This is a genomic window from Streptomyces sp. NPDC034670 (genome assembly GCF_055574875.1).
Genome location: NZ_JBVITR010000015.1, coordinates 48,639 through 61,197, shown reverse-complemented (window position 1 = coordinate 61,197; position 12,559 = coordinate 48,639). Strand labels below are relative to the sequence as shown.

Here is a 12,559-nt window from a genome sequence, read left to right as displayed (position 1 = left end):
TTCACAGCAAAAAAAAACCCCCCCCCCCCCCCACCCCCCCCCCCACCCCCCCCCCCCCCCCCTCCCCCCGCCCCCCCCCCCCCCCCCCCCCCCCCCCCCCCCCCCCCCCAAAAGGCCCCGGACGGGTCCGGCGCGGCGGCGGAGCGGGGAGCGGGACGCCGCGGGGGCCCGCCCGGCCGACTCCGGCCGGGCGGGCCCCCGCGGGATGTCCGCCGACCCGCGGGGACGCGCGGATCGGCGGTCGTGGTGAAGGGGACCGGCAGGTCAGGCCTTCTTGGTCTCCCAGAAGATCTTGTCGATCTGGGCGATGTAGTCCAGGGCCTTCTGGCCGGTCGCCGGGTCGGTCGACGCCTTGGCGGCCGAGAGGGCCTTCAGGGTGTCGTTGACCAGCTGGTGCAGTTCCGGGTACTTCTCGAAGTGCGGGGGCTTGAAGTAGTCGCTCCAGAGCACGGAGACGTGGTGCTTCGCGAGCTCCGCGCGCTGCTCCTTGATGACCGTGGCACGCGCCTGGAAGTGCGGGTCGTCGTTGCCGGCCATCTTCTCCTGGACGGCCTTCACCGACTCCGCCTCGATGCGGGCCTGGGCAGGGTCGTACACGCCGCAGGGCAGGTCGCAGTGCGCGCTGACCTTGACCTTGGGGGCAAACAGGCGGGAAAGCATGGAGCATTCCTTCCTCGTGATCGTCTTCTCAGAGGGGACATTACTCCGTGGCGGAGCGCTTTTCTCGGGTGCCCCCATGGGCTTAGGACAAAAGTCCCGGGTGAGACTGGGACCGGTGGAGGAAAGACCGGGGAGGTGCCGGGTGATGCCGGAGCCGTCGCAGGACGCCGGGCGGGTGAGGGCGCCGCTGCCCTTCGGGGTGGCCGAGGTGACGGGGCCGTCCATGGTGCCCACGCTGCACCACGGCGACCGGCTCCTGGTGCACTACGGGGCCCGGATCAGACGGGGCGACGTGATCGTGCTGCGGCACCCGTTCCAGCAGGACCTGCTCGTGGTGAAGCGGGCCGTGGAGCGGCGCGAGGGCGGCTGGTGGGTACTCGGCGACAACACGTACGCCGGGGGCGACAGCACCGACTACGGGGTCGTCCCCGACGAGCTGGTGCTCGGCCGGGTCCGCTTCCGCTACCGGCCGCGCAGGCCGGACCGGCGCTCCGTGCCGGCCGTGGTGGGCTGGGCGCTGTCGGCGGCCCGGCCGGTGTTCTCCGGCCGCTCGGCCTCCCGGCGCTTGCGGGCGCGGTAGGCCGCCACGTTGGCCCGGGTGGCACAGCGGTCGGAGCAGTAGCGCCGGGAGCGGTTGGTCGAGGTGTCCAGGTAGGCGTTGCGGCAGGGCGGCGCCTCGCACAGGCCGAGGCGGTCCACGCCGTACTCGGTGAGGTGGAACGCCAGGCCCATCGCCGCGATGGCGGCGTATCCGGCGGTCGCGTTGGACGGGTGGTCGGCCAGGTGCATGTGCCACAGCGGCCGGCCGTCGTCGTCGCGGAAGTCGTGGCCGGAGATCTGCGGGCTCACCGGGAACTCCAGCAGCAGCGAGTTCAGCAGGTCCACGGCGAGCGTCTCGTCCCCGCCGTCCGCCGCCTCGAAGACCGCGCGCAGCCGGGCCCGCACGGAGCGGAACCGGGTCACGTCCGCCTCGGTCGCACGGCGCGCGGCGGACTGGTTGCCGCCGAACAGGTCGCGCACGGCCTCGATCGAGGTCAGGACGTCCTTGCCCCGCGCCGGTTCCTCGGTGTTGACGAGACGGACGGCGTAATCCGAGTAATAGGCCAGTTCCACTTGTAGTCCTTACGCAGGGGCTCTAGGGTCGTGCGTGCGGTCGGGTAACAGACGATCGTGCTTTCAGGGTATTACGTGACGTACGCGAGGAGGGGTTCCATGGCGAACGCGGACACCACCACGGCCACCACCGACTGGCACGCCTGGCAGGAGAGCTGGGACCGGCAGCAGGAGTGGTACATGCCCGACCGCGAGGAGCGGTTCCGGATCATGCTCGACATGGTGGAGGCCCTCGTCGGCACCGCCCCGCGGGTGCTGGACCTCGCGTGCGGGACGGGAAGCATCACGGCCCGGCTGCTCGCCCGGTTCCCGGACGCCACCAGCACCGGCGTCGACCTGGACCCGGCGCTGCTCGCCATCGCCGAGGGCACCTTCGCCGGCGACGGGCGGGTCACCCTCGTCACCGCCGACCTCGCGGACCCCGACTGGGCGGCGGCGCTGCCGCACGACTCCTACGACGCCGTGCTGACCGCGACGGCCCTCCACTGGCTGCACCGGGAACCCCTCGCGGACCTCTACGGGCACGTCGCGGGCCTGGTCCGCGACGGCGGTGTCTTCATGAACGCGGACCACATGATCGACGAGACCACGCCCCGGATCAACGCGGCCGAGCGCGCCCTGCGCCACGCCCGCCAGGACCGGGCCAAGCGGGACGGCGCCCTCGACTGGGCCGAGTGGTGGCGGCTCGCCGCCCAGGACCCCGTCCTCGCCGGGCCCACCGCCCGCCGCTTCGAGATCTACGGCGACCACGCCGACGGCGACATGCCGTCCGCGGCCTGGCACGCGCGCGTCCTGCGCGAGAAGGGGTTCGCCGAGGTCCGCCCGGTGTGGTGCTCGCCGTCGGACACCCTGCTGCTGGCGCTGAGGTAGGCCGTGCGTGCCCGCGGGCGGTGTCAGACCACCTCAGAGCACCTTCGACAGGAACGACTTGGTCCGCTCGTGCTGCGGGTCGGTCAGCACCTGGCGCGGGTCGCCCGACTCGACCACCACGCCGCCGTCCATGAAGACCAGGCTGTCGCCCACCTCGCGGGCGAAGCCCATCTCGTGGGTGACGACGACCATCGTCATGCCCGACTCGGCCAGGTCGCGCATGACGTCGAGGACGTCACCGACCAGCTCCGGGTCGAGGGCCGAGGTGGGCTCGTCGAACAGCATCAGCTTGGGGTCCATGGCGAGCGCCCGCGCGATCGCCACGCGCTGCTGCTGGCCGCCGGAGAGTTGCGAGGGGTAGTTCCCGGCCTTGTCGCCGAGGCCCACGCGCTCCAGGAGCTGCATCGCGCGCTCCTTGGCCTGCGCCTTGCTCACGCCCTTGACCTGCACGGGCGCTTCCATGACGTTCTCGACGGCCGTCATGTGCGGGAACAGGTTGAAGCGCTGGAAGACCATGCCGATGTCCCGGCGCTTCAGGGCGACCTCGCTGTCCTTGAGCTCGTACAGCTTGTCGCCCTTCTGGCGGTAGCCGACCAGCTCGCCGTCCACGTACAGACGGCCGGCGTTGATCTTCTCCAGGTGGTTGATGCACCTCAGGAAGGTCGACTTGCCGGAGCCGGAGGGGCCGATGAGGCAGAACACCTCGCCGGTCCTCACCTCCAGGTCGATGCCCTTGAGGACCTCGACGAGGCCGAAGGACTTGTGGACGCCCTCCGCCCTGACCATGGGAGCGGCGGAGTCCTTCACGGACGCGTCCGGCGTGAGGGTCTTCTCGCTCATGCCATGCCTCCCTTCGGACGGCCCAGTGACAGCATGTTCGTCTTCACCTTCTGCCACGGCGTCGGCGGCAGCTGGCGCGTGGAGCCCTTCGCGTAGTAGCGCTCCAGGTAGTACTGGCCGACGCTGAAGACCGAGGTCAGCAGCAGGTACCAGGCGGCCGCCAGGAACAGCATCTCGGCCGGGGCGCCGGAGGTCTGGCCGATGTCCTGGGCGACCCGGAACAGCTCGGAGTACTGCACGATCGAGACCAGCGAGGTCGTCTTCAGCATGTTGATGACCTCGTTGCCCGTCGGCGGCACGATCACGCGCATCGCCTGCGGGATGACGATCCGGCGCAGCGTCTTCGCGTGGCTCATGCCCAGCGCGTGCGACGCCTCGGTCTGCCCCTCGTCGACCGAGAGCAGGCCGGCCCGGCAGATCTCCGCCATGTACGCGGCCTCGTTGAGGCCGAGGCCCAGCAGCGCCGTCAGGAACGGGGTCATGAAGTCCGACCACTCGTCCTTGTAGAACGGCCCGAGGTTGATGTACTCGAAGACCAGGCCCAGGTTGAACCAGACCACCAGCTGCACCAGGACCGGGGTGCCGCGGAAGAACCAGATGTAGAACCACGCGATCGCCGAGGTCACCGGGTTCCTCGACAGGCGCATCACGGCGAGCATGATGCCGCCGACGACGCCGATCGCCATGGCCAGCACGGTCATCAGCAGCGTCTTGCCGACACCCTCGAGGATGCGGCTGTCGAGGAAGTAGTCCGGGATCGCATCCCAGTTGATCCTGCCCTGGGAGAACGCGTAGACGACCCCGCCCAGCAGGGCGAGGGCGACGACGGCGGAGACGTACCGCCCGTAGTGCCGGACCGGGATGGCCTTGATGGCCTCCGGCCCGGCCGGGGGCGTGTCGGCCGGCCCCGTCGTCTTGTCGATGTCAACAGTCACGGATGTTGCCTTTCAGTGCCGCCGGCACGCGGTCACTTGCCGCCGTTGATGATGGCTTCCTCGACGGCGCCCTCCGTGACGCCCCACTTCTCCAGGATCTTCTGGTACTCGCCGTTCTCGATGATGGCGTCCAGCGCGGCCTGGAGGGCGTCCCGCAGCTGGGTGTTGTTCTTGGCGACCGCGATGCCGTACGGAGCGGCCTCGACCTGCTCGCCGACCAGCTGGAAGTCGTTGCCGCCGCCGGAGGTCTTCACGGCGTACGCGGCGACCGGGAAGTCGGAGGAGCCGGCGTCGGCGCCGCCCGCGCGCAGCCGGGTCTGGGCCTGCTGGTCGTTGTCGAAGGCCTCGATGGCGATCTTCTTGCCCGCCGGGCACTTCTCGTTCTCGGCCTTGGCGAGGTCCTCGGAGACCGTGCCGCGCTGCAGCACGAGCTTCTTCCCGCACAGGTCGGACCAGGTCTTGATGCCCCGGTCGTCGCCCTTCTTGGTGTAGATCGAGACACCGGCGGTGAAGTAGTCGACGAAGTCGACGCCCTCGCCGACCTTCTTGCCGGTCTCGGAGTCGATGCCGTTCTGACGGTCCGGGTTGTCGGTCATCGCGGACATGGCGATGTCGTACCGCTTGGAGCGCAGACCGGTGAGCAGGGTGTCGAAGGTGCCGTTCTCGAACTCGAACCTCACGCCGAGCTGCTTGCCCAGGGCGTCGGCGATGTCCGGGTCGATGCCGACGGTCTTGCCGGAGTCGTCCTTGAACTCGACCGGGGCGTACGCGATGTCCGAACCGACCTTGACGACGCCCTTGTCGCGGATCGCCTGGGGGAGCTTGCCGGCCAGCGGGGCGGCGCTCGCCGACGCGGTGTCGCCGCTGCCCGAGCCGTTGTCCTGGGTCTGGTCACCGCAGCCGGTGAGAAGCAGCGCGCCTGCGACCGCGATCGCACCGACCGCTGCTAGCCGGGAGTGCGCGGCGGTGGTACGACGGGTGGTGCTTGCGGTCATGGTGGGTTCCTCCGGCGGATGGGTGGAGTTGCCGATGGGATCGGCGACTGCCTGCGCGGCGTCGCCGCGGGTCGACGGGAGCACACGCCTTCGAGTGTCGCGACCTCGTGTGATGACCGCATCTTGCCATTCGGACTGAGCTATTCAGGGGGCCCGCCATGTCAAAATCGGATAACGGGTCCCACTCGAACCGCATCACTTCGGTCCATCGTGACCGCAGACTCTCCGGGAATGGATCATTCCGGCCGGAAGATCTTCGGTGCGTCCCAGGATGCGGACGTGTTCACCGAGTCCTTTGCGGCGCTTGCGGGCTTGCTGGGAGTTCGTCCAGGTCTTGTCCTGATATCGGACGATGACGCGGAGTCCGGTGATGTGACCTTCGCGTTATGGACTCGTCGCCGACGGCATCCGTCCGGTAAGAAGGTTCTTTACACCCCTCATCCGGGGCTCAGGGCGCGTGTGCGGCGCGCCCGTCGTGTTCGGCTCGTACGCATCCACCCTTCGGGCCTTGCGCGGTCCCGCCCGCTCCTCACCCGGAGCGGCAACCCTCAAACCGAAACACTTAAGGGGTAAAACCAAGTGGCAGCGGAGATTGTCAATCCTCGCAGCGACAGCGAAAGCCCGCAGGGTCATACGGAGCAGGAGAGCGGGGCAGAGCCCCTGGAATCCTTCGACCCGGCGTTCGCGCTGCACCGCGGCGGCAAGATGGCCGTGCAGGCCACCGTGCCGGTCCGCGACAAGGACGACCTGTCCCTGGCTTACACGCCCGGCGTCGCGAAGGTGTGCAGCGCGATCGCCGAGCAGCCGGACCTCGTCCACGACTACACGTGGAAGTCGTCGGTCGTCGCCGTCGTGACGGACGGTACGGCCGTGCTCGGGCTCGGGGACATCGGACCCGAGGCCTCCCTCCCGGTGATGGAGGGCAAAGCGATCCTCTTCAAGCAGTTCGGGGGCGTGGACGCCGTTCCGATCGCCCTGGACTGCACCGACGTCGACGAGATCGTCGAGACCGTGGTCCGGCTCGCCCCCTCCTTCGGCGGGGTGAACCTGGAGGACATCTCGGCGCCCCGGTGCTTCGAGATCGAGCGGCGGCTGCAGGAGCGGCTGGACATCCCGGTCTTCCACGACGACCAGCACGGCACGGCGGTCGTGACGCTGGCGGCGCTGCGCAACGCGGCGCGGCTGAGCGGGCGGGCGCTGGGCGACCTGCGGGCCGTGATCTCGGGTGCGGGCGCGGCCGGTGTCGCGATCGCCAAGATGCTGATCGAGGCCGGGATCGGGGACGTCGCGGTGGCCGACCGCAAGGGCGTCGTGTCGCGGGACCGCGAGGACCTCACGCCGATCAAGCGGGAGGTGGCGTCGTTCACCAACAAGGCCGGGATCTCCGGTCCGCTGGAGAAGGCACTGGCCGGGGCCGACGTCTTCATCGGCGTCTCGGGCGGCACGGTGCCGGAGCCGGCGGTGGCGTCGATGGCCGAGGGCGCGTTCGTCTTCGCCATGGCCAACCCCACTCCGGAGGTGCACCCGGAGGTCGCGCACAAGCACGCGGCGGTCGTGGCCACCGGGCGGTCGGACTTCCCGAACCAGATCAACAACGTCCTGGCGTTCCCGGGCATCTTCGCGGGGGCGCTGCAGGTGCGGGCCTCCCGGATCACCGAGGGGATGAAGCTGGCGGCGGCCGAGGCGCTGGCGGCGGTGGTGGGGGACGACCTCGCCGCCGACTACGTCATCCCCTCGCCGTTCGACGAGCGGGTCGCCCCCGCGGTGACGGCGGCGGTGGCCGCGGCCGCCCGGGCGGAGGGAGTCGCCCGCCGCTGAGGCGCGGTACCCCGCCGGCCCCGTCCCCGAAGGGACGGGGCCGGTTCTCTGCCGAGGCCCGGTGGGGCGTCCGGCCTCCTGGCAAGAGGGCGTGTCTCACAGCGGGCCGTGGTTCCTTCCGCGGGGCGGGGACCCTATGGTCAAGGTCATGTTCGCTGTCTACGCCGCCCGAATCGACCGCGACCGGCCGCTCGCCGGACTGGAGACGGGGGAGCGTCCGGCTCCCGGGACCCGCCCCGGCTGGAGCACCGTCACGGTCAAGGCCGCCTCCCTCAACCACCACGACCTCTGGTCCCTGCGCGGCGTAGGCCTCGCGGAGGACAAGCTGCCGATGATCCTCGGCTGCGACGCCGCCGGGATCGACGAGGACGGCAACGAGGTCGTCCTGCACTCGGTGATCGGACAGAGCGGTCACGGGGTGGGGCCCGAGGAGCCCCGTTCCATCCTGACCGAGCGCTACCAGGGCACCTTCGCCGAGCAGGTCGCCGTGCCCACCTGGAACGTCCTGCCCAAGCCGAAGGAGCTGTCCTTCGAGGAGGCGGCCTGCCTGCCCACGGCCTGGCTGACCGCCTACCGGATGCTGTTCACCAACGCCGGGGTCCGCCCGGGGGACTCGGTGCTGGTGCAGGGGGCCGGCGGGGGAGTCGCCACCGCCGCGATCGTGCTGGGGAAGGCCGCGGGGCTGCGGGTCTTCGCCACCAGCCGGGACGAGGCCAAGCGCAAGCGGGCGCTGGAGCTGGGGGCCGTGGAGGCGCTGGAGTCCGGCGCGCGGCTGCCGCAGCGGGTCGACGCGGTCATCGAGACCGTGGGGGCCGCCACCTGGTCCCACTCGGTGAAGTCGCTGCGGCCCGGCGGCACGCTCGTCATCTCCGGGGCCACGAGCGGGGACCGGCCCTCGCACGCCGAGCTGACCCGGATCTTCTTCCTGGAGCTCAAGGTCGTCGGGTCGACGATGGGGACCAAGGACGAGCTGGAGGACCTGCTCGCCTTCTGCGCCGCCACCGGTGTGCGCCCCGTCATCGACGAGGTGCTGCCCATGGACCGGGCCCGGGAGGGGTTCGAGCGGATGGAGAGCGGCGGGCAGTTCGGCAAGATCGTGCTCACGAACCCCTGACGACGGGGTGCGGCCCACCTCCCGACGGCCGGTCCGGATCTCCGGGCCGGCCGTCGCTTTGTCAATCGGTGTTGACACCCTGGGGGTGTCAACGTAGGTTGACATCATGACTGAGGCAACCGACCTCGCCGAGCGTGCGGGCGACCGCGACCCGCGGGTCGGCCTGCGGGCCGTCGCCGCGCTGCGCAGGCTGCTGGAGCAACTGGAGGCCGTGCAGGTACGCAGTGCGCGCCATCAGGGCTGGTCGTGGCAGGAGATCGCCACCGAACTCGGGGTCAGCAGGCAGGCCGTGCACAAGAAGTACGGGAGGCAGTGATGTTCGAGCGGTTCACGAAGGACGCCCGCGCGGTGGTGAAAGGGGCGGTCGAGCACGCCACAGGGGCGCGGGCGGGGACCGTCGACCCCGAGCACCTGCTGCTCGCCCTGCTGGACCGTGAGGGCAGCCGCGCCTCCTTCGCGCTGGCGGCGCTGCTCGGGGTCGGCGAGCGCAGGGAGTCGGTACGGCGGGCTCTGGAGGAGGCGCGGCGCCGCGCCGGTCTGTCGCGGGCCGAGACCGAAGCCCTCGCCGGACTGGGGATCGACGTCCGGGAGATCGTCGCCCGGGTGGAGGAGACCCACGGCGTCGGGGCGATGTCCGGCGGCCGGAAGGGCGGGGACCGGTGGTCGGGGCGCCCCGGCTTCGGCAAGGGCGCCAAGGAGGTGCTGGAGAAGTCCCTGCGCGTCGCCCTCGCCCGGCGCGAGCGGCACATCGGGGACGAGCACATCCTCCTCGCCCTGACCCTCCGCCCCGGTGTCCCCGCCGAGGTGCTCGCCGACCACGGGGTGACCCACGAGTCGCTGACCGGGGTGCTCGGCGGTGCGGGGGAGGCGTGCGCCTGAGGCGGACGCGGCCCGTGCGGCGACACGGTGAGAAACCTCGGCCGTGTCCCCGGGCCCCGGTGGTGCCGAGGCCCGGGGACGCCGGGCGACGGGTCCCGGCCGCACGGGGCGGGGCTTTGCCGCATCGCCGGGGCCCGGTCCGCCGTCGGGCTCAGGGCTTCGGCGTGCGCAGCAGCGCTCCGATCCGGGCCGCCGCCGTGGACAGGTGCCGGCGGGCGTCGTCGAGCTGGTCCGGGGTGACGCCGTGGTCGCGGGCCGCGTCGCGGATGTCGTCCCGGAAGCGGTCCAGCAGCCGGTCCAGGTCGCGGGCCGGGTCGCCGGTGGACTCCGCGGCGCCCTCGTGCGCCCAGGCCGGGGTGTAGTCGGCGGGGAAGTCCTCGGGGGTCCGGGAGTACGACGGCCGGGAGGTCTGGGCGTCGGTTCCCGCGCCGGTGCGGCCGAAGGCGAAGTCCTTGCCGAACTCGCCCATTTCCCTGGCCAGTTCGCTCAGACCCTCGCGCAGTCCCGTCGGCCAGTCGCCCCGGGCGAAGTGGTCCTGCACCTGTTCCTGGACCCGTCGCGCGATGCGCTGCACCTCCTCCTGCGCCCGGTCCTGGGCCTCCTTGGCCTGGCGGCGGGCGCGCTGGGCCTCCTCGCGGGCACGACGGCTCTCGTCCTTGGCGCGCCGGGCCTGCTCCTTCCACTCCTGCTTGGCGCGGCGCATCTCCTCCTTGGCGGCGCGCCAGACGTCCTTGTCGCCGAGGGCCGTGAAGTCGCCGGGGCCGGCGCCTTCCTCCTCGCCGGAGGTCCCGTTCCGGTGGCTCTGGCGGGCCTTGCTCGCCGCGGCCCGCATCTCGCGGCGCAGGTCGCCCGCCGCGCCGCTGACGTCGGCCCGGATCTCGGCGGCGAGCTCGGCGACCGACTCCCGGATCTCCAGTTCCAGATCGGCCAGCTCGCCGCTGCGGTCGGCCAGCTCGGCGCGCCCGGCTTCGGTGATCGAGTAGACCTTGCGGCCGCCTTCGGTGGCGTGGGTGACCAGGCCCTCCGCCTCCAGCTTGGCCAGGCGCGGGTAGACCGTGCCGGCCGACGGCGCGTACAGCCCCTGGAAGCGCTCCTCGAGGAGGCGGATCACCTCGTAGCCGTGGCGCGGCGCCTCGTCCAGCAGCTTCAGCAAGTACAGGCGGAGACGTCCGTGGGCGAAGACGGGAGGCATGTCAGAGCACCTTCTTGTCGGTCGTGCCGTCGGCCGGGGCGTCGGAGGGGCCCTCGCTCCGGCCGGTGGGGGAAGGGGTTCCCGAGCCGCCCCGCGGTCCCCCGTCCCGGTCGTGCGGGGCGGCGTCCGGGGTGTGTCCGGCGGGGGGTGGCGCGTCCGCCGGCTCGTCCTCTCCGGCCGGGCGGCGCAGCAGGGCGATGGAGCCGGAGACGGTGGTGGCCCGCAGCTTGCCGCTGCCCGCGCCCAGACGGCCGGTGATCTTGTGAGCGCCCCAGTGGCCGTGCACCCTCAGGTCGTCGAAGGCGTTGGAGACGGCGCCGCTCGCGGTGTTGGCCTCCACCTCGGCGTCCGCCGGATCCGGCAGCCGGATCGCGATCTCGCCGGAGACGCTGGTCAGCCGGACGTCGGTGGGGCCGTCGGGGTCGAGGTCCACGATCATGGAGCCGCTGACCGAGTCCGCCCGCACGGAGGAACCGGATCCCTCCACGACCGTGAGGTCGCCGGAGACGGAGGCGAAGCGCAGGTCGCCGGTGACCGACTGGGCCTCCAGGTTCCCGGACACCGTCTCCGCCCGGACCGGACCGGAGAGGGCGACCAGGGTGATGTCACCCGCGACCCCCTTCACCACCGCCGGGCCCTGGATCCCGGAGACGACGGCACCGGCGCCGACCACGCCGACCTCCACCCGGGTCCGGGCCGGAACGGCCAGGGAGACCACCGCGCTGCGGCACCGGCCCCTGCGGTCCAGCCACTTGAGGAAGTCCTTCCACGGCAGGTCGTCGTAGGCCACCGTGAGCGTGCCGTCCTTCTGGGTGACCACCAGGGGCGGCCCTTCGAGTTCGGACACCTGCAGGCGGGCGGAACCCTCGTCGGTCCCCACGACGTTCACCGTTCCGTCGACGATGCGTATGCGGAGTTCGCTCACGGGGGTGTCGAAGGTGAGCCTGGTCGGTTCCGCGACGGACCACTCGGGCATGGGACGGCCTCCTGAACGAACCCGACGACGCGCCATATCGCGTCTTACGTGATTCACGATATATCGCGCCCCGGGAAAGTCAAGACACTCGTCCCGGTGATCGGCGGTCGCTCGCAGCGGAGGGAGTGGATGAAGCGGATGAATCCGGTGAAGCAGGCGAAGCCGCCCGGCGTGCGGCCCTGTCGACGGAAGAACCCCGGGCCGGACGCCGGGCCCGTTCTGCGGAGGGGGAGCGGAGCTGCCGCCGTGCCGCGCGGACCGCGGGGGCGTCGCACCCGTCGCCGGACTGCCGCGCGCACGCGTGCTGCTCGTCGGAGCCGGTGGAGGACGGGTGGTGAGGGACGGGTGGTGAGGGACGGGTGGTGAGGGACGGGCGGTGAGGGACGGGCGGGGTGTGCTGGTTCGGGGAAGCGGTCCCCGGCCGGACGGTGCCGAGCCGGTGGTCCGGGCCGGCACCCGTCCGGCCCGCGGCGCTCGCCGCGGGCGCCTCCCGGCCCGCGGGCGTCCTGTGGCGGCACGCCCCGACCGTGCCGGGTTCACCGTCCGTCCCGTCACCGGCCTGGAGGCCGGTCCCCGGGAGGGGGAGAGCGGAGGTCCGGAGGCCGGTCCCCGGGAGGGAGAGAGCGGAGGGCGGCGGAGAAGTCCGGCGCCCTCCCCGGCCGGCGGCTCGTACGGCGGTCACCGCCCCGGCCGTCCGGACCGCGGCCGACCCGCGGCGGGCCCGCTCCTGCCGGCCCACGCGCGGCCCGCGACCCACCGGACCACGCGGCCCCCGCTCCCTCCCGGCCGCGCGCCCGACGCCCCGGAGCCGGGCCGGTGCGGCGGGACCGGCCGCCCGGGGGGGGGTGTCCTACTCGTCGTCCTCGTCGTCCAGCCGGGCCAGCCACGTCGCCAGGCGCTCCACCGGCACCTCGAAGTCGGGGTTGAGGTCCACGAACGTCCGCAGCTGCTCGGCGAGCCACTCGAAGGTGACCTCCTCCTCGCCGCGCCGCTTCTCCAGTTCCTCGATGCCACGGTCCGTGAAGTACATGAGGACAAGGATAGGTGCCGGAAAACGGCCGGGGGGGGGGCCCCCCGGGGGGGGGGGGGGGGGGGGGGGGGGGGGGGGTGGGGGGGGGGGGGGGGGGGGGGCGAAGAGAAACACAAGAAAAAGCGAAGCCGTGGCGC

The 12,559-nt window shown here is 72.0% G+C and carries 14 protein-coding genes; 6 read left to right on the top strand and 8 right to left on the bottom strand.

What is annotated here, in order from left to right:
* Positions 1–264: 264 nt before the first annotated feature.
* Positions 265–660 (bottom strand): superoxide dismutase, Ni, encoded by a 396-nt coding sequence (sodN, locus tag ACZ56B_RS13530; RefSeq protein ID WP_004983535.1) that lies wholly within the window; start codon positions 658–660, stop codon positions 265–267.
* Between the two features lie 145 nt (positions 661–805).
* Here sodN and sodX point away from each other — a divergent pair, with 145 nt between their 5' ends.
* The gene (gene sodX / locus ACZ56B_RS13525) at positions 806–1,240 is read left to right on the top strand and encodes a nickel-type superoxide dismutase maturation protease (RefSeq protein WP_468789429.1); all 435 of its coding nucleotides are present in this window, start codon (positions 806–808) and stop codon (positions 1,238–1,240) included.
* On the opposite strand, the gene ACZ56B_RS13520 is transcribed toward sodX, so the two are convergent.
* Positions 1,123–1,773: a CGNR zinc finger domain-containing protein gene (locus ACZ56B_RS13520; RefSeq protein WP_468789427.1), complete on the bottom strand. Its 651-nt coding sequence runs from the start codon at positions 1,771–1,773 to the stop codon at positions 1,123–1,125. The genes sodX and ACZ56B_RS13520 overlap by 118 nt on opposite strands.
* A 99-nt stretch (positions 1,774–1,872) precedes the next feature.
* Between ACZ56B_RS13520 and ACZ56B_RS13515 the strand changes: the two genes are divergently transcribed.
* On the top strand, positions 1,873–2,643 hold the full coding sequence (locus ACZ56B_RS13515) for a class I SAM-dependent methyltransferase (RefSeq protein WP_468789426.1): 771 nt from the start codon (positions 1,873–1,875) through the stop codon (positions 2,641–2,643).
* A gap of 33 nt (positions 2,644–2,676) precedes the next feature.
* On the opposite strand, the gene ACZ56B_RS13510 is transcribed toward ACZ56B_RS13515, so the two are convergent.
* Genes ACZ56B_RS13510 through ACZ56B_RS13500 form a run of 3 tightly spaced genes read right to left on the bottom strand, consistent with a single transcriptional unit; the run spans position 2,677 to position 5,413 of the window.
* The gene (locus ACZ56B_RS13510) at positions 2,677–3,429 is read right to left on the bottom strand and encodes an amino acid ABC transporter ATP-binding protein (RefSeq protein ID WP_468789542.1); all 753 of its coding nucleotides are present in this window, start codon (positions 3,427–3,429) and stop codon (positions 2,677–2,679) included.
* Between the two features lie 50 nt (positions 3,430–3,479).
* Complete coding sequence (locus ACZ56B_RS13505) at positions 3,480–4,418, bottom strand: amino acid ABC transporter permease (protein ID WP_468789424.1); 939 nt, start codon at positions 4,416–4,418, stop codon at positions 3,480–3,482.
* Positions 4,419–4,450: 32 nt separating this feature from the next.
* Positions 4,451–5,413, bottom strand: coding sequence for an ABC transporter substrate-binding protein (locus ACZ56B_RS13500; RefSeq protein ID WP_468789422.1), 963 nt, complete (start codon positions 5,411–5,413; stop codon positions 4,451–4,453).
* Between the two features lie 579 nt (positions 5,414–5,992).
* Between ACZ56B_RS13500 and ACZ56B_RS13495 the strand changes: the two genes are divergently transcribed.
* From ACZ56B_RS13495 to ACZ56B_RS13480, 4 genes are all read left to right on the top strand, one after another.
* Positions 5,993–7,231, top strand: a complete 1,239-nt coding sequence (locus ACZ56B_RS13495) for an NAD(P)-dependent malic enzyme (RefSeq protein WP_468789420.1) — start codon at positions 5,993–5,995, stop codon at positions 7,229–7,231.
* Positions 7,232–7,379: 148 nt separating this feature from the next.
* Complete coding sequence (locus ACZ56B_RS13490) at positions 7,380–8,345, top strand: zinc-binding dehydrogenase (protein ID WP_468789419.1); 966 nt, start codon at positions 7,380–7,382, stop codon at positions 8,343–8,345.
* Between the two features lie 106 nt (positions 8,346–8,451).
* Positions 8,452–8,661: a helix-turn-helix domain-containing protein gene (locus ACZ56B_RS13485; protein ID WP_468789417.1), complete on the top strand. Its 210-nt coding sequence runs from the start codon at positions 8,452–8,454 to the stop codon at positions 8,659–8,661.
* Complete coding sequence (locus tag ACZ56B_RS13480; protein WP_468789416.1) at positions 8,661–9,224, top strand: Clp protease N-terminal domain-containing protein; 564 nt, start codon at positions 8,661–8,663, stop codon at positions 9,222–9,224. The genes ACZ56B_RS13485 and ACZ56B_RS13480 overlap by 1 nt, the downstream gene beginning before the upstream one ends.
* Positions 9,225–9,375: 151 nt before the next feature.
* On the opposite strand, the gene ACZ56B_RS13475 is transcribed toward ACZ56B_RS13480, so the two are convergent.
* From ACZ56B_RS13475 to ACZ56B_RS13465, 3 genes are all read right to left on the bottom strand, one after another.
* Positions 9,376–10,416: a helix-turn-helix transcriptional regulator gene (locus ACZ56B_RS13475; RefSeq protein ID WP_468789415.1), complete on the bottom strand. Its 1,041-nt coding sequence runs from the start codon at positions 10,414–10,416 to the stop codon at positions 9,376–9,378.
* A gap of 1 nt (position 10,417) precedes the next feature.
* Complete coding sequence (locus ACZ56B_RS13470) at positions 10,418–11,392, bottom strand: DUF4097 family beta strand repeat-containing protein (protein ID WP_468789414.1); 975 nt, start codon at positions 11,390–11,392, stop codon at positions 10,418–10,420.
* Between the two features lie 850 nt (positions 11,393–12,242).
* Positions 12,243–12,422: a DUF6104 family protein gene (locus ACZ56B_RS13465; protein ID WP_003992906.1), complete on the bottom strand. Its 180-nt coding sequence runs from the start codon at positions 12,420–12,422 to the stop codon at positions 12,243–12,245.
* Positions 12,423–12,559: the final 137 nt, after the last annotated feature.